This window comes from Citrobacter sp. MGH104, assembly GCF_001034485.1.
GTDB lineage: Bacteria > Pseudomonadota > Gammaproteobacteria > Enterobacterales > Enterobacteriaceae > Citrobacter > Citrobacter freundii.
Genome location: NZ_KQ089818.1, coordinates 1,755,203 through 1,773,995, shown reverse-complemented (window position 1 = coordinate 1,773,995; position 18,793 = coordinate 1,755,203). Strand labels below are relative to the sequence as shown.

Here is an 18,793-nt window from a genome sequence, read left to right as displayed (position 1 = left end):
GTAGTGGCATCAGTGTCTCTACGCAAAGCATTCGACATCAATCGGAATCATCTGTGTCCTTTTTGCCACCACTCGAAACTTTTACGCCCGTCAAATTGCTCGTTGCATGGCAATTTGGCGCAAAATACTATCTACTGACCATAAAGAACGAACTTAGTTCGCAGTCAGTTTTCTCAACTGTGACATAACCCATAAGTACAAGACCATGGCCCAGGAAATCGAATTAAAATTTATCGTTAATAGTGACGCTGTCGATGCGCTACGTGAACGTCTGAATACGCTGGGGGGAGAGCATCATGCACCCAGCCAGTTACTAAATATTTACTACGAAACGCCGGATGCGTGGTTGCGTGGTCACGATATGGGGCTGCGTATTCGCGGTGAAAACGGTCATTACGAAATGACCATGAAAATTGCCGGACGCGTGACGGGCGGTCTGCATCAACGACCGGAATTTAACGTTGCGCTGGACGCGCCTGAGCTGGATCTCGCCTTGTTCCCAACGGAAGTCTGGCCTGATGGCAAACTGCCCGCTGAACTTGCTTCTCAAGTGCAGCCGTTGTTCAGCACCGATTTTTTCCGTGAGAAATGGTTGGTTGATGTTGATGGCAGCCGGATTGAAATGGCCCTCGATGTGGGGGAAGTGAAAGCGGGCGAGTTTGCAGAACCTATCTGTGAGCTTGAACTTGAACTGCTAAGCGGCGATACCCGTGCGGTACTGAAGCTGGCAAACCAGCTGGTTTCGCAAACCGGTTTACGCCAGGGCAGTTTGAGCAAAGCCGCGCGCGGTTATCATTTGGCCCTGGGGAATGCGCCGCGCGAACTCAAACCGACGCGGATTTTGAAGGTTCCGGCGAAGGCAAGCATTGAGCAGGGGTTGGAAGCGGCGCTGGAGCTGGCATTATCACAGTGGCAGTACCACGAAGAGCTGTGGGTACGCGGCGTTAAAGGGGCGAAAGCCGAGGTGCTGGCGGCAATGGGGCTGGTGCGTCACATTCTGATGTTGTTTGGCGGTAATGTGCCACGAAAAGCGAGCGCTCACTTACGTGATTTGCTGACCCAATCGGAAGCGATCATTACGTCGGACGTTTCTGCTATTTCGGCGGTTTACAGTACGCAAACGGCAATGGCCAAGCTGGCGCTGACCGAATGGCTGGTGACCAAAGGATGGCAGCCGTTCCTGGATGCGAAGGCGCAGGGCAAAATTGCCGACTCCTTTAAGCGCTTCTCTGATACCCATCTTTCACGCCATGCCGCTGAGCTGAAAACCGCTTTTGCGCAGCCGTTGGGCGATCAGTACGCCGATCAGCTTCCACGTTTGACGCGCAACATTGATAGCATGCTGATGCTGGCGGGATACTACGACGAAAATGTCGCATCAGAATGGATCGCTACTTGGCAGGGCTTACGTCGCGCCATTGCGGCCAACCAATATATTGAAATTGAACACTTCCGCAACGAGGCGATCGCGCTGGAACCGTTCTGGCTGCACAGCGGAAAACGATAATCAGGGCCGAGGCCGGGATGCCTGATGGCGCTGCGCTTATCAGGCCTACGCGATGTGTGTAACTGTCATGTAGGTCGGATAAGGCGAAAAGACGCATCCGGCACCATTCAAAGGATAACCCGTAAATGAAGCAGCTCTCTTCACCGTTACAGCAGTACTGGCCGACCGTTGTTGAGCGGCTGCCAGCAGCAATATCTGAGTCCTCGCTTAGCGTTCAGGCGAAGTCAGTACTTACATTCAGTGATTTTGTCCGTGACAGCATTATTGCCCATCCCGAATGGCTGGCTGAGCTGGAAAGCACTCCACCCCTGGCGGATGAATGGCAACACTATGCCAACTGGTTACAGCAAGCATTGGCTGACGTTAGTGACGAAAACACACTGATGCGTGAGTTACGCCTGTTTCGTCGTCGCATTATGGTGCGTATCGCCTGGGCACAGACGCTGTCGCTGGTGACCGAAGAGAGTATTTTGCAGCAGCTAAGTCATCTGGCTGAAACGTTGATCGTTGCCGCGCGCGACTGGTTGTACGCAGCCTGCTGTCGCGAATGGGGAACGCCGTGTAATCCTGAAGGTGTGGCGCAGCCGCTGCTGATTTTAGGCATGGGGAAACTGGGCGGCGGCGAGCTGAATTTTTCCTCCGATATCGACCTGATTTTTGCCTGGCCGGAACACGGCAGCACACAGGGTGGGCGTCGCGAGCTGGATAACGCGCAGTTCTTTACCCGTATGGGCCAGCGGCTTATCAAAGTGCTGGATCAGCCCACAATGGATGGGTTTGTCTATCGGGTGGATATGCGTTTACGCCCGTTTGGCGACAGCGGCCCGCTGGTGCTGAGCTTCTCCGCGCTGGAGGATTATTACCAGGAACAAGGGCGCGACTGGGAACGCTATGCGATGGTTAAAGCCCGCATTATGGGCGATGCCGACGGTACATACGTCAGCGAGCTTCGTGCCATGCTGAGGCCTTTTGTCTTCCGTCGCTATATTGATTTCAGCGTGATCCAGTCGCTGCGTAACATGAAAGGGATGATTGCGCGTGAAGTACGCCGTCGTGGCCTGAAAGATAACATCAAGCTAGGGGCGGGCGGCATTCGTGAAATCGAATTTATCGTGCAGGTATTCCAGCTGATTCGCGGTGGGCGCGAGCCATCGCTGCAATCCCGCTCGCTGTTACCGACGCTTAGCGCCATCAATGCGCTGCACTTGCTTTCTGATACCGACGCGGAACAACTGCGCGCAGCCTATCTCTATTTACGCCGCCTGGAAAACCTGCTGCAAAGTATCAATGATGAGCAGACCCAGACGCTGCCGGGTGATGAACTGAATCGCGCGCGGCTGGCGTGGGGGATGAACGTTGATGACTGGCAGCAGTTAACCGATGTGCTGACCAATCATATGGACAATGTGCGCCGGGTCTTCAACGAGCTGATTGGCGATGACGAAGCTGAAACCCAGGAAGAGTCGCTCTCAGAACAGTGGCGCGAATTGTGGCAGGACGCCTTACAGGAAGATGACACCACGCCAGTGCTGACGCATCTGGCGGATGACGATCGGCGGCGCGTGCTGTCTCTGATTGCTGATTTCCGCAAAGAGCTGGATAAACGCACCATTGGCCCGCGTGGACGCCAGGTGCTGGATCATTTAATGCCGCATCTGCTGAGCGATGTCTGTACGCGTGACGACGCCTCAGTCCCGCTGTCACGCATTACACCGCTGCTGGTGGGTATTGTGACTCGCACGACCTATCTGGAACTGCTGAGCGAATTCCCCGGGGCGCTGAAGCATTTGATTTCGCTCTGTGCGGCCTCGCCGATGGTCGCCAGCCAGCTGGCGCGGTATCCGTTGTTGCTCGATGAACTGTTGGATCCGAATACCCTGTATCAACCTACCGCGACGGACGCCTACCGTGATGAGCTGCGCCAGTATTTGCTGCGCGTGCCGGAAGATGACGAAGAGCAGCAACTGGAGGCACTGCGCCAGTTTAAACAAACGCAGCTACTGCGTATTGCCGCGGCTGATATCGCCGGTACGCTGCCGGTGATGAAGGTGAGCGACCATTTAACCTGGCTGGCGGAAGCGATTATTGATGCGGTAGTCCAGCAGGCGTGGACGCAGATGGTTGCTCGCTACGGGCAACCTACCCATCTTGGCGAACGTGAGGGGCGCGGTTTTGCCGTCGTCGGCTATGGCAAACTGGGCGGCTGGGAACTGGGTTACAGTTCGGATCTTGATTTGATCTTCCTGCATGATTGCCCGATGGACGTGATGACGGACGGTGAACGTGAGATTGATGGGCGACAGTTCTATCTGCGTCTGTCGCAGCGCATTATGCACCTTTTCAGCACCCGTACCTCGTCCGGTATTTTGTACGAAGTGGATGCGCGGCTGCGTCCATCCGGCGCGGCGGGAATGCTGGTGACATCAACCGACGCTTTCGACGATTACCAGCGCAACGAAGCCTGGACATGGGAGCATCAGGCACTGGTGCGTGCTCGTGTGGTATATGGCGACCCGCAGTTGACCTCTCAGTTTGATGCGATTCGTCGCGATATCATGACCCTCGTCCGTGATGGGAAAACCTTGCAGACCGACGTGCGTGAAATGCGTGAGAAAATGCGCGCCCATTTGGGCAATAAGCATCGGGATCGTTTTGATATTAAAGCGGATGAAGGTGGCATCACAGACATTGAGTTTATTACGCAGTATCTGGTGTTGCGCTATGCGCATGAAAAACCGAAGCTGACGCGCTGGTCGGATAATGTGCGCATTCTGGAATTACTGGCGCAAAACGACATTATGGACGAGCAGGAAGCGCTGGCGCTTACCCGTGCTTATACGACGTTGCGTGATGAACTTCACCATCTTGCGTTGCAGGAACTTCCGGGCCATGTGGCGCTGGAGCACTTTGACGCTGAACGTACACTGGTGCGTGACAGCTGGCAGAAGTGGCTGGTTGCCGAGTGAAGTGTGCTATTATCGCGCGCAAATTTTAAGACCCTCAGAGAATCTCTCAGGAGACAGGAATGAAAGTAACGCTGCCAGAGTTTGAACGTGCAGGAGTCATGGTTGTCGGTGATGTGATGCTGGATCGCTACTGGTACGGCCCTACCAGCCGTATTTCACCTGAAGCGCCGGTTCCGGTGGTGAAGGTCGATACCATCGAAGAACGTCCCGGTGGCGCAGCAAACGTGGCGATGAACATTGCCTCTCTGGGCGCAAATTCCCGTCTGGTGGGTTTGACCGGTATCGACGACGCGGCGCGTGCGCTGAGCAAAACGCTGGCGGATGTGAACGTAAAATGCGACTTCGTTTCCGTGCCGACGCATCCGACAATCACCAAACTGCGCGTGCTTTCCCGCAACCAGCAGTTGATTCGTCTGGATTTTGAAGAAGGTTTTGAAGGCGTGGATCCGCAGCCGCTGCACGAGCGTATTAATCAGGCGCTGGGTTCTATTGGCGCTCTGGTGCTTTCCGACTACGCCAAAGGCGCGCTGGCAAGCGTGCAGCAGATGATTGCGTTGGCGCGTAAGGCTGGCGTGCCGGTACTTATCGATCCGAAAGGGACCGATTTTGAACGTTACCGCGGCGCAACGCTGCTAACGCCGAACTTGTCTGAGTTTGAAGCGGTAGTGGGTAAATGCAAAAGCGAAGATGAACTGGTTGAGCGCGGCATGAAATTGATTGCTGATTTCGACCTTTCCGCACTGCTGATTACCCGTTCAGAACAGGGGATGACGTTGCTGCAACCGGGCAAATCGCCACTGCATATGCCGACGCAGGCGCAGGAAGTGTATGACGTGACCGGTGCGGGCGATACGGTAATCGGCGTGCTGGCGGCGACGCTGGCGGCGGGTAACACACTGGAAGAGGCGTGCTATTTTGCCAACGCTGCAGCCGGTGTTGTGGTCGGTAAACTGGGAACCTCCACCGTTTCTCCGATTGAACTGGAAAACGCGGTGCGTGGTCGGGCTGATACTGGTTTTGGCGTGATGAGCGAATCTGAGCTGAAACAGGCCGTTGCCAGCGCCCGCAAGCGCGGTGAGAAAGTGGTGATGACTAACGGCGTGTTCGACATCCTGCATGCGGGCCACGTTTCCTATCTGGCAAATGCGCGCAAGCTGGGCGATCGCCTGATCGTGGCGGTAAACAGCGATGCGTCGACCAAACGTCTGAAAGGAGAAACGCGTCCGGTCAACCCGCTGGAACAGCGCATGATCGTGCTGGGCGCGCTGGAATCCGTCGACTGGGTGGTCTCTTTTGAAGAAGATACACCGCAGCGTCTGATCGCCGGTATCCTGCCGGATCTGCTGGTCAAAGGCGGTGACTATAAGCCAGAAGATATTGCGGGTAGCAAAGAGGTATGGGCGAACGGCGGTGAAGTGCTGGTGCTGAACTTCGAAGATGGCTGCTCAACGACCAATATCATCAAGAAGATCAAGAAAGACAGCGATAAATAACAATTGGAATGTTTGTCGGATGGCGGTGTCCGGCCTACGAGGTTGTAGGCCGGATAAAACGCGTAAGCGTTGCCATCCGGCATTTCTGTTTCTTATTCTTCAGTCGTTTTCTCAACAGGCTGTGGACTGTTTTTCAGCGGATCGGCCAGTGCCGACAGCGAACCGCCGGACAAACCAATTTCATTTAACAGCGAGTCAATCAGCGGCGCTTGTGTACGATAGGCAAGGGCGGCGGATAATGCCTGCTCAGCCAGATTCCCTCCGGTTACGTTACCTGCGGTCACTTCACCGACGGCGCCGCCACGATTCAGACCATCAACCTGGATAATCTTGATCCCATCGATAGACTTCATTGGCTCAACGGATTTCTCAATGACTGCTGGCAGGGACTGCAGCAGGGCCAGCTTAAATTTCAGACTGGTCTGTTCGTCGGAAAGCACGTTGATAGCATCGTTCAGCGCACGCTGGGCTTCGGCTTCCGCCAGACCTTTTTTCCGCGTGGCTTCGGCCAGTTCCACAATTGCCGCCGCCTGCAATTCTGCGGCTTCTTTTTCCGCTTTTGCCCGGACGGTCAGTTCAACCGCCTGGGTTTCTGCATCCTGCGCAGCGGCAATCAACGCCACCTGTTTGGCACGATCCGCTTCTGCGGTCTGGCGGGTGGTTTCTACGTTCTGCTGGGCGCGAACCGCTTCGGCTAGTGCATCGTTAGCGCGTGCTTCAGCCTGAGACTGCTGTTCGGACTTGGCGGCAATGGCGATAGATTTTGTCTGATTAGCAATCTCCGTTACCTGCTGTTGTTCGATTTCTTTAATGCGAACTTCACGCTCGGCCTCGACTTTTCTGGATCGCACCGCCTGTTCGCGCTCGATTTCTGTTTCCTGAATCTGGCGTTCTGCAAGAATGCGCGTCTGCTCAGCTTCACGATGACGTTCGGCTTCGAAGGCGGCAATTTTGGCGTTTTGCTCGGCCGTGCGGGTCTTCACCTGCTGCTCCTGCTCGAGAGTCATGAAGGCTTCCTGCTGTTCGATTTCCAGCTTGCGTGCCAGCGCATCACGGTTTTTCTCACGAACGGCAACTTCTACGTCCTGCTCGACTTCGTTACGTTCGCGACGACGGCGTTCTGTTTCCTGGGTCAGCTTGGTCAGACCCTCGGCATCAAAGGCGTTATTCGGGTTGAAATGGACTTTTTCGGTCTGGTTAAAGTTGGTGAGTGAAACGCTCTCCAGTTCCAGGCCGTTTTTGGACAGGTCTTCCGCGACGGTATTTTGTACGCCCTGAACGAAGTTTTCACGCGTATCCTGCAGTTCATGCATGGTCATCTGCGACGCAGTGGCACGTAGGGCATCAACAAACTTATCTTCTATTAGCACACGTAAATCCTCTGGTGACAGCGTCCGCTGTCCCAGCGTCTGTGCGGCGGTAGCAATCCCTTCAACAGACGGTTTTACACGTACGAAAAAGGCGACGACGACATCCACGCGCATACGGTCTTTGGTGATGAGACTGTCGACAGTTGAACGGCTCACCTCAAGTTTGAGGGTGTTCATGTTGATAGGAATAATTTCGTGGAAGATAGGCATGACAATTGCGCCGCCGCTCATCACCACTTTTTGTCCGCCAAGACCGGTACGCACAAACGCCTGTTCAGCAGATGCGCGGCGATACAGGCGGGCAAAAATAATCCCGATAATTACTAAGACGACCACCGCCACAATGGAGGTAAACATCCATGAAGGTAACATGCCAAAAACATCATCCATCTATAAGATCCCTCTGTATAAAATTATAAAACAGTCGGCCAGGGGTTTAGCTCGGCCAGGTAACGCGTTGCGGAGAGTCGGCAGATAATCAGCACCTTGTCTCCTTTTTTGAATTCTTTGCCCGCTTCAGGCTCCAGCAGCACATAGTGAGTCTGCCCGAACTTATCGGTAAATTTGCCTTCGCAGGGGGTTCCGGCACTTGCGGAATGTCCGGTAATAATCGCCATGCTGCCGATAAATTCATCTTCAGCGAGGGCGGTGGTTTCATCCCGCGGCAGCCAGGGAACAATGATTTTTCCGCTGTAATGCACGGCGAAGACCGCAAGAATAAAGCTCACCGGAGCAAGCAGCAGGTTGCTGAGCGGTGCTTGCCACAGCGTGACCCAGCCATGCTGAAGGAGGATGCCGAAGAGTCCAAAGAAGCCAGCGAGTAAGCACAGTACGATCAGTGCCGGGATCCGCCCGATATTGAGATAGTGAAGCGCCTGGCCGATATTGCCGGAAGTCAGGGCATCGTAATGTTCGAGGTGAGCATCAAGCGCACCTGAAAGAAAATGGCCAAAAATAAGAGAGATGATTTCCAGTAGGCCAATCAACAGTACAAATGAAATAGCAAACAGGTAGGGGCTGTTGTAATCCGTGAATAATGCCAAGTTGTTTCCTCCTGTTACTGCGTTCCCTGTCCGTGTCAAAAGTAATGGTTTTACCTCTTACTTTTACATGACGTTACAATAACATGCGTTACCCTGGTCTTTAATCCGAAAAGGGGCTCATCCCCCTCTTAGATTTCGTAGGAAACTGTGAAGCAGGCGGTTTTTTTGCGCACAATATGTACAGAATAACTTCGTATCCAGGGAAATACTGAAATTAGAAAAAGCATATGGCCTTAGCAGATATTCAATAACTGGAGGGTATGCTCATGAACAGCAATATGTATTCAATGAACAATTTCGATTTCCTGGCCCGTAGTTTTGCCAGAATGCAGGCTGAGGGCCATCCCGTTGATATCCAGGCGATAACCGGGAACATGGATGAAGAACATCGAAGCTGGTTTTGCAAACGCTATGCGCTGTACTGCCAGCAGGCGACGGAAGCCAGGAAGCTAGAACTGGAACACTAACAGAAAAACGGGCCTTGCGGCCCGTTGTCGTTTTACTCTTGCGGATCGACTGACGGGATCGCGGGGGCAGGTTTAACTTCTGCCGTTTTTTCACGCGATTCCAGCTCAGTCAGACGTTGCTCAAGCAGCGCCAGCTTTTCACGTGTGCGCAATAAAACCTGAGTCTGTACATCGAATTCTTCACGGCTTACCAGATCCAGACGGGTCAGCTGTGACTGCAGCGTTTGACGAATTTTCTTCTCGACGTCTTCGCCAAACTCGCGGATCCCTTTCGGCATCGACTCGTGAACCTGACGAGCGATCTGCTCAATTTTTTTCGGGTCAATCATTGTGGTTTCCCTGAACTGGTACGTGTTGCTGCCTATTGTAGTGCGAACTGGCACAGGCATAAACCAGAATTGTGTGAAGCTAAGACGAGTAAAGGCGTTGATGAAGGTAATCAATAGCGTTATAGTTAACCCGCTTATTCTCAGGGCGGGGCGAAATTCCCCACCGGCGGTAAATCAACTGATGTTGAAAGCCCGCGAGCGCTTTTTGTTACGGCAAAAAGGTCAGCAGATCCGGTGTAATTCCGGGGCCGACGGTTAGAGTCCGGATGGGAGAGAGTAACGATCCAGTCGGGCATGGACCCGCTCACGTTATTTTTTTGCCGCTTAGACGGTACTCCTAAGACTGCCCTGATTCTGGTAACCATAATTTTAGTGAGGTTTTTTTACCATGAATCAGACGCTACTTTCCTCTTTTGGTACGGCTTTCGAACGTGTTGAACATGCGCTGTCTGCGCTGCGTGAAGGACGCGGTGTGATGGTGCTTGACGATGAAGATCGCGAAAACGAAGGCGATATGATTTTCCCGGCAGAGACCATGACCGTAGAACAGATGGCGCTGACCATCCGTCACGGTAGCGGTATTGTATGCCTGTGCATCACTGAAGACCGACGCAAACAGCTCGATCTGCCAATGATGGTGGAAAATAACACCAGTGCTTACGGCACCGGTTTTACCGTGACAATTGAAGCAGCAGAGGGCGTGACCACCGGTGTTTCCGCTGCGGACCGTGTGACTACGGTGCGTGCGGCAATTAAGGATGGCGCCAAACCTTCCGATCTTAACCGTCCGGGGCACGTTTTCCCGCTGCGTGCTCAGGCTGGCGGCGTGTTGACCCGCGGTGGTCATACTGAAGCGACCATCGACCTGATGACGCTGGCAGGGTTTAAACCGGCAGGCGTGCTGTGCGAACTGACCAACGACGATGGCACCATGGCGCGTGCGCCAGAGTGCATCGAATTTGCCGGCAAGCATAATATGGCGGTGGTGACTATCGAAGACCTGGTGGCTTACCGTCAGGCGCACGAGCGCAAAGCCAGCTAATCGTACAGTGCCATGGTGAAGAAAAGCCGATGCAATGCCATCGGCTTTTTTTTGTTTAGTTGTAGTTAATTTTAAATAACACTACCGTTTCAAATGGTCCGGTCTGAACGGCCTCGCCAGCGACTTGACTTAACTCTGCTTGATAACTTTTCTCTCTGGTCAATAATTCCGTATCAAATTCGGCATACTCTGCGTACTCGTTGTAGGTGGAGAGTGTATTATCTTCCATATTACGGATTTTTAATTGCAAGCCATTCCCTATTCTCAGTGAAGTATCATCTTCTGCTAATTCTTCAGTAGTATAGAATGAAGATGAAACTTTGAATGTATCAGTACATCCACTGTCTGCATTTAAATTCTTTATAGTCTTGATGGAGAAACTTTTGGTCATGGTTTTGGCATTGATTTCCATATTATTAAAGGTGCCAAAGTCAATGGTCTGATTTTCAGGATAGATGTTGAATTTTACGCTACAGTCCAGTACTCGAATTTGATCTAATCCAGTGACATGATATTTCAGGTTAGCGGCATCCGGGCTGACGTTGATACCACCAACACCATCAAACTGCACAAGAATATAATCGCCGATACTACTGGTGTAGTCATGGGGAGGCATAGAGATGACTTTTACATACAGGCGCATTCGTGCGATAAACGTTCTCGAGTAGTGTGTATCTTCCGCATTACCTGAGCAAAGATAATGTTCCCAACCGCTGGCTTTGATTTGCGCCGGGTTATAGATCTTCAGTTTCTGATTATCAATACACTGGTGGGTATCAATACTGATAGCACCTTGCGTCGCGTCATAATCAACGCCTTCGTAGGTGACACCTAACTGGTAGTAGGTATCATTGACAGAAGCATAGGGGTTAACCCAGGCATAGGCGTTTTCACCGCTATATCCATCATCGGAAGTGGCGTTATCACAGTACACGGGAATTTTTATATCATTACTTTCCCAGATTTTGTCCCCGGGTTTGGCGTTGTTAGGGACTGCAAACGGCTCGATAGCGGTATAACCTTCAACAGGACCTCCGGTGGCTCCCAGATAGCAGTGAACCGCCAGCGCTGAACGAAAAGGGAGCGCGATGAATATTAACAGCAGAAATAACCGTAGCGTGCGGATCATTTTCTGGCCTCCGGCACGATAAGATCGCATTGACCATGGCATTTCACGTTCAGCATGCGCAGTCCGCCATAATCATCCATATATCCTAGTGCGAACGCATTTCCGTTATAACCGCCGGCATTTAATGTGACAGAGGAAAAAGGGGCAATCATCTTACTGCTAAAGCCTGACAATTGGCTTTTGCTGTCTTTGCCAAAAAAAGCCAACGTAATGTAGTAGGCGGTAGGATTATTAACCAACAGCGTATTTCCCTGTTGGCTAACTTTGAGCTGAAGTTCAACTTCAGTACCCGGCTTTTTCTTCAAAGCCGCTGGACGCCAGAACAATTTCAATCGAGATTGCAGGGCCATCTGCACAATGGCATTGCTTCCCTTATTTTCTGGCGCAGGTGGAATTTCACGGACATTAAAATAGAACAGCGTTTCCCGATCCTGAGGTAGTGAGCGAGCTTTATCCTGCTTAACGATCCTCACTTGTGAAATTGCGCTGGGATTTAAGCGTTGTATTGGAGGCAGGGCAACCAGAAAGGTGTCGTCCTTATTACCTTTTTCATCTTCAATCCATGAATAGGCCAGATAGGGCAGCTGCTTGCTCTGGTTTTCGATTTTCAGGCTGCTGGCTTTTTCGTTGCCGTTAAATATTATCCGCGTTCTGTCAGGTTGAATTGCCGCCTGAGAGGTGAGTGATAAGGCGAGTAGTACTATTGGCAATTTTTTAAATAATGTCATTTTTCATCCTTAATTAATGACAAGGTAAAATAAGGTTTTGCGTGGTGATATCCAATGTGTCTGGTAATGCGAAGGTGCATGTCTTTTTATCACCCCATTGAACTGTAAAGTGTTGCCCACTGTCGACACCACCAAGCCAGGCATGACCTTCTTCACTGACCATTCCTACTTCGGTATTGCTGGCAATATGCCGAACGATCGCGCCAAGTGGCGGGTAGTCTCCATTTTCCATTCTGATGGCGACGGTAATATTTTTGCCTGCACGGGATATCAGCGCTTTGTAACCGATAGCTCCTTCCGTCCAGGTTTGGCGGGTGATCGTTTCATCAACGGTAACGCCGTCAGGGAGATCGTTCATGTTGACGGCGATGGTTGAGGGTTGATAACTGGATATCATCGGTACAACCGCATAGCCGAGGCGGTTGGTGCGATTGCTATCTCCCTGAACAGGTATATCGGCCACGCCATCTGTACCGATCATAACTCGAGGTTCATTACCAAAACTGCGACGATGCAAGGCAATACCTTTGCCCGTGGCTGTCATTGAACCGCTCCAACTGGCGCTGACAGAGGTGTAGTCGCTGGCAGCATAGCTTCCGGAGAACTGTAGTTCGCCCGCAGGGGTAGTATGCTGGTAGTTGCCCCTGAATTGCGCGCCGTTATCTGGCTTGTCGGTGGCGGTTCCTGCGGAAACGCCCCAGGTATTACGGGGATCGGAGGAATCATTCCATGAGAGAGTGTTAGTGGTGTTGCTGCTATTGCGCATGTCGTAATTCAACCGCCGACCAAAGTCGAAGGGAACGGAGAACGAAACGTAAATCTGCTTATCGTTATCACTCTCTTCGTAATGCGTTGTGCTGAAGGATGTAGATACTGATAAACCTTTCCAGTCACCGATATCGAAATTAAATCCGGCAGTTACGGATGCGGTAGTAGAGCTGTCGCCATCCCACCATTGCTGGCGTAGTGCGCTGACGTACAAATTCATCCGTAGAGGGTCAATCGGCTGGTTGAAGGAGATGCTAACGGTCTGCTTTTCGTCCTGCGTATCAGCATTGTTGTACTGATGGGCGATAAAGTTGGCATAGCTATGAAATTCACGTTCGGAGAAACGATATGCCGCAAGTGAAATCTGGCTGTTTGTCGCATCAAAGCGTTTGCTGTAGTTCAGTCGGTAACTGAGACCGTTTTCTTGATGACCATCATCGAAAGTGCTGCTGGCACGTGTAACGTCAAATGAAAGTGCGCCCAGCCATAGCATATTCTGCCCAATGCCGAGTGCCGCAGAGCGATAATCGCTGCCTCCTGCGAGGATCCCGCCATACAGCGAGGTATTGGACAATATTCCCCACGAGGCTTCTCCACTGGCAAAGGTCTCATCGATCACATAATGCGAGATGTCCGGACGTGCACGGCCTGCCGCGATTTTGTAACGGACCTGCCCCTCGCGGGTCAAGAAGGGCGTGGATGCTGCAGAAACCTGAAATGTATTGGTTCTGCCATCTTCCTCGGTGATTTTAACATCTAGCGTACCCTGTACCGATTGGTTGAGATCGGTAATGACAAAGGGGCCAGGGGCAACCTTTGTTTGATAAATAACGCGACCGGAGTGGCTGACGGTGACGGTTGCATTGGTTTGTGCGAGACCGCTGATTTGTGGGGCATAGCCACGTAATTCCCACGGCAGCATGCGATCGTCGCTTGCCAGTGCAGCGCCATTATAGGAAAAACCGTCGAAGATATTGGAACTTAGATCAGTTTCTCCCAGTGTGAGTTTGGCGCCCAGAGAAGGGAGAGGGCGAAAAAGATAGGTACGCGAAATGCTCCGTGTCGTTTGGGTGTTTTTTTCATTGCGGTTCTGACTGATTTGGTAATCGCTACGTAAGCGCCACGCGCCCATATTCAGACCCGAAGTACCGTATGAGTTTATATTTTCTGTACTTGCGCCCTGATCGGGGCGATAAGTGCTGGCAAATAAGTTGTAGTCGAAGAGCAAGCCATTTACGCCGTGATCCCAGGTGGATGGCGGCATCCAGCTCTCTGATTTCCATGCCATTAATACTTGCGGAATACTAATATCCAGGTGTTGATTCGCAATGTCTAGCGTAAACGCAATGTCGGCGTATGCGGTGAAATCTACGCAATTGTTCTGCATTGGCAGGGAACGTAAAATTTTCTCTTTTAACCCCAATTGCTCGGCAAGATCGGTAGGAATACAGACTGCAACACCTTCACCTTTTTTCCCCCAGCTCAGTTGGCGGCCAGAGGAGATTTGGTTTTTATTCACAGCAATTGTGACAAAGTAGTTCCCAGGGGCAATTGAGAGATCATCTTTTAGTAGTGAGAGATCCACACTGCTACGCATGGATTTATCCAGTACATTCAGGTTGAATTCGACGGCCAGAGTGGAAAATGACAACAGTAGCCCACATCCATAGGCCACGACCTTGCAGGTATTCATGGCAATCCTTACCTATACCCAAGCGTTGCAAGTGTTATAGGGTGGCCATCCGGCCACCATTATGTGACTACTTATAGGTAAGTCTGTAGGTTGCCGTCGCGGCGACAGCGCCCACGGTGACATCCGTTGCGCCAATTTTTTCCATATAGGCTTGGAATGGAAGGATTTGAGTCGCTGATCCTGCACTTAGATCAATGGTTTTTGCGGTCCCCAGAGTAATCTTCGTGCTTGTTTTGTCCAGAAGGCGTACGCCAACATTTGTTGCACCACTGGCAAAAGTATTGCTAAGCAGGCTGGTATCTTCAGCTGTAACGCTGTCACTGTTAAATGTGACATCAACTTTGGACACAGGTACATCGCTGCCATTATTTGAGTGTGGCAGATCGCAATTGACTAAGTGAAGGCTGGAGTCAACCGCATCAGAATGTCCGTTAGTATTGATATAGCTGGCAGGAACTTCACCCAGCTCAACCTGCTTGTCAATATCGTCAGGTTCAATGGCGCAAGGGGCATTAATAATGGTACCCGTGAAGGTTATTTTGCCGCTACCACCGTCAACATCGGCGAAGGCACTGGTGGTAGTTAATGTGGCGATAGCCACGGCTAATAACGTTTCTTTGCCTAGTTTCATACAATCATTCCTTTAGTAATATACAATATCCTTTATGCTTAAGTCGAAATAATAGGTTTTTTAAAATATTATATCACCAGAATATTTTGTTTTTGCGTGATATTCGGAATTTGACCCGGTATTGATTAAGTTTGGCGTATATATATTTCGATATTGCAATTTGCATTGCATTTGATGAGAGAATGAATGGTGTTTTATTATTGTTTTTCGTGGTGTTGACTCTAAGGTGGTTATTGTAAAACTGTGATTTAGATGAGTTTTTTTTCTGCAAATCAGAATATATAAATATTGATTTATTATTGTTTGCGCCAAATAATTTGCGTTTTGTATGATTTGAACCGAAGGGAATCCAGCGATAGGATTGTATAACCATCGTAAAAAAAGCAGAAATCTGAATACAGACTTCTGCTTTGATTTTTCCATTCAGGTTATTTGGCCCTGGCCAGTTTCAATGCCCATGCGCCGCTCATTATCACCAACAGCAATAAACATAAGCCAAAGGCTAGCAGGCATGCCTGCGCCATGTTCATAAATTGCCACGGTGGAAGCAGATACCAGCCTTCAGACTGTTGGTATAGATCGATAAACCACTTTTGCGTACTGCTGAGTGCCACGCCATCAGGCACTATGGGGGCATCATAGCCGCAATCTCCAGTGGGTTTAAACCACTCCGGAGCCCAGTTTGCCAGCGGCAAATTGAAAGGGAATGTCGGATCGGTGGAACACCCCTGGACGCCAAACAGCGAATCCGGGCTATGTACCGCATGATGAATATCATTGAGTTTGAGCGAGAACTTAATGCCCATGATGCTGCCGTAAAATGCCGCAATGCAGCCAATAAGCTTCAGAACAACATTTTTAGGGTTTATTGCCGCGATCAATCCACCGAAAACCATCACAAACATGGCAAAGCGAATGTAGACACACTGCTCGCAGGGGGCCATATAGAGATAGATTTGGAAAAACGAGTGGGCCAATATTATTAACCCGCCCATCGCGCAGGCCATCAGTAGCCACAGAAAGCGCCGTTCCTGCCATCTCACCAGCGTATCAACCGGCGTGGTACGTAAGTCCCGCCACAATCCTTTTATGAAAACCATAGCCTCGTCCCTGTTTATTTTGTTGCCAGCTCTCTGACAAGCTCAGCCATGGAGTCAATGGATTTGATACTCTTGGTGTAGATCAGGTATTTACCGTTAACGACGTAAGCCGGAACCCCCTGAATTTTGGCGACGTCGTATGCCGCTTTCCATTTCTCCAGCGTTTGCTGAACGGTGGGATCTTGCAGCGCGGCGTCAAAATCTGCCTGGCTCATGCCTGCAGCATCCAGGCCTGTTTTAATGAATGCGGCCGGATCTTTACCATCTGACCAGCGCTCTTTCTTGTCGTGGTAACCAGCGTAATAAGCGAATTTCGCTTTTTTGAACTGTGATTTGGCATCAAATAATGAAATCCCTGCTGCCTGATCTTTAGCAATCATTACTGCAAAAACTTCACTGGCCTGTTTACCATATTCCCCTTTGGTTTCCAGATGAAATGGTGTGAAGGTGACGAGATCGGCAACTTTTTCAGAAACCGGGCCAGTCACGGCTTTATCATATTTGTAACAGAACGGACAGGCGTAGCTGAATACTTTTATTAACGTCTTATCAGCATTAGGAATCGGTTTCTCTAAAACCATATAATCAGTGCCTTCTGTAAAAGCGGAGGCGGCAAACGACGAGGCAAGTGCGGCGGTTAATACCACGCTTTTAAATAATGAAGTAATCCATTTAGATGACATAATTAATCCTTAATCTAACGATATTATTTAAACATTTGTTGTGGGTGAACCAGTAATGCGCGGTAGTGCGTTTGGTTTGGCTTATCTGAAAGGACATCAATTTCGACTTTGACTTCTTTGGTCTTATAGTCAATTTCGTTGATTTTGCCGATGGTTGGTTGTCCAACGTCAAATAAATTAATTGAGCCACCAAAGCCAAACATGGTGTCACGGTCTTTCTGATATTCGATAACCGAGGTGATGGGACTATAGAAATCGTAGCCGCGTTCTTTTCCGTATTCCCAAATTTGCTGAACGGTTCCTTTTTTCTCGTCAACTTTATATTCGACGAAACGGGAATATTTCATCGTCGGCAATGCCGGTTGTTCGAGCCCACGACCATCGCCGTTGTCAAAGATGGTTAATGTCCCTTTGCTCGAGAGCCATGCGGTGTGTTGGGTGTAGGTAAAATCGAAATCAGTATTCTCGCACTTACCGTTTTCGTCACATTTTAGCGCGTTGCCCTTATCATCAACCGGTTTTAACAGCTTGCTTGCCAGCGCTTTATTCCAGCCTTTAGACGGTGCCAGAATCCACTTCACCTGTTTATCGCGACCGATTTTGACAACACCCTGATGGCGGGAAGAGATAATAATGGAGTCATCTTTGGCATCATAGGCAATGGAGTTAACGTGCGCCCAGTTACGACCTGCACCCACTCCGAGGGCGTCACCGTAAGGAGTATCTGGCTCCAGTTTCGCCTGTTGACCGGCATGAGCGAGGTCAACGTTGACGCATACCGCGCCTGCGTCCAGTGCACCCAGAAGCGCATCACGCATCGGATCGAGTATCTTTGTCAGATCCCACACATCAACCACACGACCGGACTTGTCTACTTCAATTATCTGATCGCGGATGGTTTGCACATGGATGCCATCTTCTTTGCGATAATCGCGTTTGCCCACGCGAAGCAACACGGTGTCGTTGATTGTTTCGATCGATTCATGCGACGCGTCGAGGAAGCCGCGCGGTAGCTTATGATCGGCCAGAATCTGCCCCATCATATCGAATTCGTACCAATGCTGACCCTGAACGGCTGTGAAGGTGCCGCGCGGTGTTTCCCGGATACCCATCAAGTAACCGCGCTTATTGATATCCATGTCATGGCCATCGTAAAAGGTATCTTGATCCAGCCACCAGCGGTATTCACCTTCCGTATCGACGACAAAGGTAAAGGGTGCGATATCAAAAGGTAATGCGCCACCGGCTGGACCTGCATCCAGGATGCCGGCATTTTTGTCTTTTTCCCCATGCCAGTGGAATTCTGCCCCCTGTGGGGTGAAAGTATGGGTATTCACCAGATAGAGACGGTCTTCAAAGCCAGGCGCTACCTTAATAACTTTCGTTTGCTGTAAATCGGAAATAGAACGGTTATCCATGTAGTGATTAACGATGGCGGACGTTTGCACCACATAATCATCCTTCATGGCTTTGCCATTTTCTTTATATTCAACGGTGACCTTATTGGCAAACTTTTGATAAAGGCCAAAAATAGGTATGCCATCGTAGGTAGCGAGTGACTCTTTGCCCACGGCATATGTCACAGGAATCCCTTTTTCACCTTTACCATGAACGGTGACTTTGACATCTGAAATAACGTGACTATCTAATTCAACCAGTGCGGTAAGCGGGGCGTTTCCGTATGGGTCAACCACTATTGCCCCCAGTTTTCCCGCAGGTTGAGCGGGTTGAAAACCTGCGGCAAACGAATTTCCAGCGGTTAATCCAAACGTCAGTGCGAGTGTGCCAGCGAGAAGTGTTTTTCGGTATTGTCTAAACATGGATATATCTCCTTATATTAACTT

15 protein-coding genes and 1 riboswitch are annotated in these 18,793 nt (G+C 50.5%); of the genes, 5 read left to right on the top strand and 10 right to left on the bottom strand.

The window, feature by feature from the left end:
- Positions 1–205 precede the first annotated feature (205 nt).
- The 3 genes from SK34_RS08250 to hldE all read left to right on the top strand — a co-directional run bounded on the left by SK34_RS08250 (position 206) and on the right by hldE (position 5,966).
- Positions 206–1,507, top strand: a complete 1,302-nt coding sequence (locus SK34_RS08250; protein WP_048232820.1) for a CYTH domain-containing protein — start codon at positions 206–208, stop codon at positions 1,505–1,507.
- A gap of 125 nt (positions 1,508–1,632) precedes the next feature.
- Positions 1,633–4,473: a bifunctional [glutamate--ammonia ligase]-adenylyl-L-tyrosine phosphorylase/[glutamate--ammonia-ligase] adenylyltransferase gene (gene glnE / locus SK34_RS08245; protein WP_003846303.1), complete on the top strand. Its 2,841-nt coding sequence runs from the start codon at positions 1,633–1,635 to the stop codon at positions 4,471–4,473.
- Positions 4,474–4,532: 59 nt separating this feature from the next.
- Positions 4,533–5,966, top strand: coding sequence for a bifunctional D-glycero-beta-D-manno-heptose-7-phosphate kinase/D-glycero-beta-D-manno-heptose 1-phosphate adenylyltransferase HldE (gene hldE, locus SK34_RS08240; protein ID WP_048232819.1), 1,434 nt, complete (start codon positions 4,533–4,535; stop codon positions 5,964–5,966).
- Positions 5,967–6,058: 92 nt separating this feature from the next.
- Here the strand turns inward: hldE and SK34_RS08235 are convergent, their stop codons facing one another.
- Together SK34_RS08235 and SK34_RS08230 are read right to left on the bottom strand one after the other, a co-directional pair.
- Positions 6,059–7,726, bottom strand: coding sequence for a flotillin family protein (locus tag SK34_RS08235; protein ID WP_048232817.1), 1,668 nt, complete (start codon positions 7,724–7,726; stop codon positions 6,059–6,061).
- A 23-nt stretch (positions 7,727–7,749) separates the two neighbouring features.
- Positions 7,750–8,379, bottom strand: a complete 630-nt coding sequence (locus SK34_RS08230; protein WP_048232814.1) for an OB-fold-containig protein — start codon at positions 8,377–8,379, stop codon at positions 7,750–7,752.
- A 260-nt stretch (positions 8,380–8,639) separates the two neighbouring features.
- Here SK34_RS08230 and glgS point away from each other — a divergent pair, with 260 nt between their 5' ends.
- Entirely contained in the window at positions 8,640–8,846 is a 207-nt protein-coding gene (gene glgS / locus SK34_RS08225) for a cell surface composition regulator GlgS (RefSeq protein WP_019077704.1), read from the top strand.
- Between the two features lie 32 nt (positions 8,847–8,878).
- On the opposite strand, the gene ubiK is transcribed toward glgS, so the two are convergent.
- Positions 8,879–9,175, bottom strand: a complete 297-nt coding sequence (ubiK, locus tag SK34_RS08220; RefSeq protein WP_003024618.1) for a ubiquinone biosynthesis accessory factor UbiK — start codon at positions 9,173–9,175, stop codon at positions 8,879–8,881.
- Positions 9,176–9,307: 132 nt separating this feature from the next.
- Positions 9,308–9,457: riboswitch (FMN riboswitch) on the top strand.
- A gap of 106 nt (positions 9,458–9,563) precedes the next feature.
- On the opposite strand from ubiK, the gene ribB reads away from it, so the two are divergent.
- The gene (ribB, locus tag SK34_RS08215; RefSeq protein ID WP_003838130.1) at positions 9,564–10,217 is read left to right on the top strand and encodes a 3,4-dihydroxy-2-butanone-4-phosphate synthase; all 654 of its coding nucleotides are present in this window, start codon (positions 9,564–9,566) and stop codon (positions 10,215–10,217) included.
- Positions 10,218–10,272: 55 nt separating this feature from the next.
- Here the strand turns inward: ribB and SK34_RS08210 are convergent, their stop codons facing one another.
- The 7 genes from SK34_RS08210 to SK34_RS08180 form a co-directional block, all read right to left on the bottom strand.
- Positions 10,273–11,346 carry a type 1 fimbrial protein gene (locus SK34_RS08210; protein ID WP_048232812.1) on the bottom strand — a complete coding sequence of 358 codons (1,074 nt, stop codon included), beginning with the start codon at positions 11,344–11,346 and terminating at the stop codon, positions 10,273–10,275.
- Positions 11,343–12,074, bottom strand: coding sequence for a fimbrial biogenesis chaperone (locus SK34_RS08205; RefSeq protein ID WP_048232810.1), 732 nt, complete (start codon positions 12,072–12,074; stop codon positions 11,343–11,345). The genes SK34_RS08210 and SK34_RS08205 overlap by 4 nt, the downstream gene beginning before the upstream one ends.
- A 13-nt stretch (positions 12,075–12,087) precedes the next feature.
- Positions 12,088–14,535, bottom strand: a complete 2,448-nt coding sequence (locus SK34_RS08200; RefSeq protein WP_048232808.1) for a fimbria/pilus outer membrane usher protein — start codon at positions 14,533–14,535, stop codon at positions 12,088–12,090.
- 67 nt (positions 14,536–14,602) lie between these two features.
- Positions 14,603–15,166, bottom strand: a complete 564-nt coding sequence (locus SK34_RS08195) for a fimbrial protein (RefSeq protein WP_044713712.1) — start codon at positions 15,164–15,166, stop codon at positions 14,603–14,605.
- Between the two features lie 428 nt (positions 15,167–15,594).
- On the bottom strand, positions 15,595–16,266 hold the full coding sequence (gene dsbI, locus SK34_RS08190; RefSeq protein WP_003838131.1) for a protein-disulfide oxidoreductase DsbI: 672 nt from the start codon (positions 16,264–16,266) through the stop codon (positions 15,595–15,597).
- A 14-nt stretch (positions 16,267–16,280) separates the two neighbouring features.
- The gene (locus SK34_RS08185) at positions 16,281–16,949 is read right to left on the bottom strand and encodes a thiol:disulfide interchange protein DsbA/DsbL (protein WP_048232806.1); all 669 of its coding nucleotides are present in this window, start codon (positions 16,947–16,949) and stop codon (positions 16,281–16,283) included.
- A 23-nt stretch (positions 16,950–16,972) separates the two neighbouring features.
- Positions 16,973–18,769, bottom strand: a complete 1,797-nt coding sequence (locus tag SK34_RS08180) for an aryl-sulfate sulfotransferase (protein ID WP_048232805.1) — start codon at positions 18,767–18,769, stop codon at positions 16,973–16,975.
- Positions 18,770–18,793: the final 24 nt, after the last annotated feature.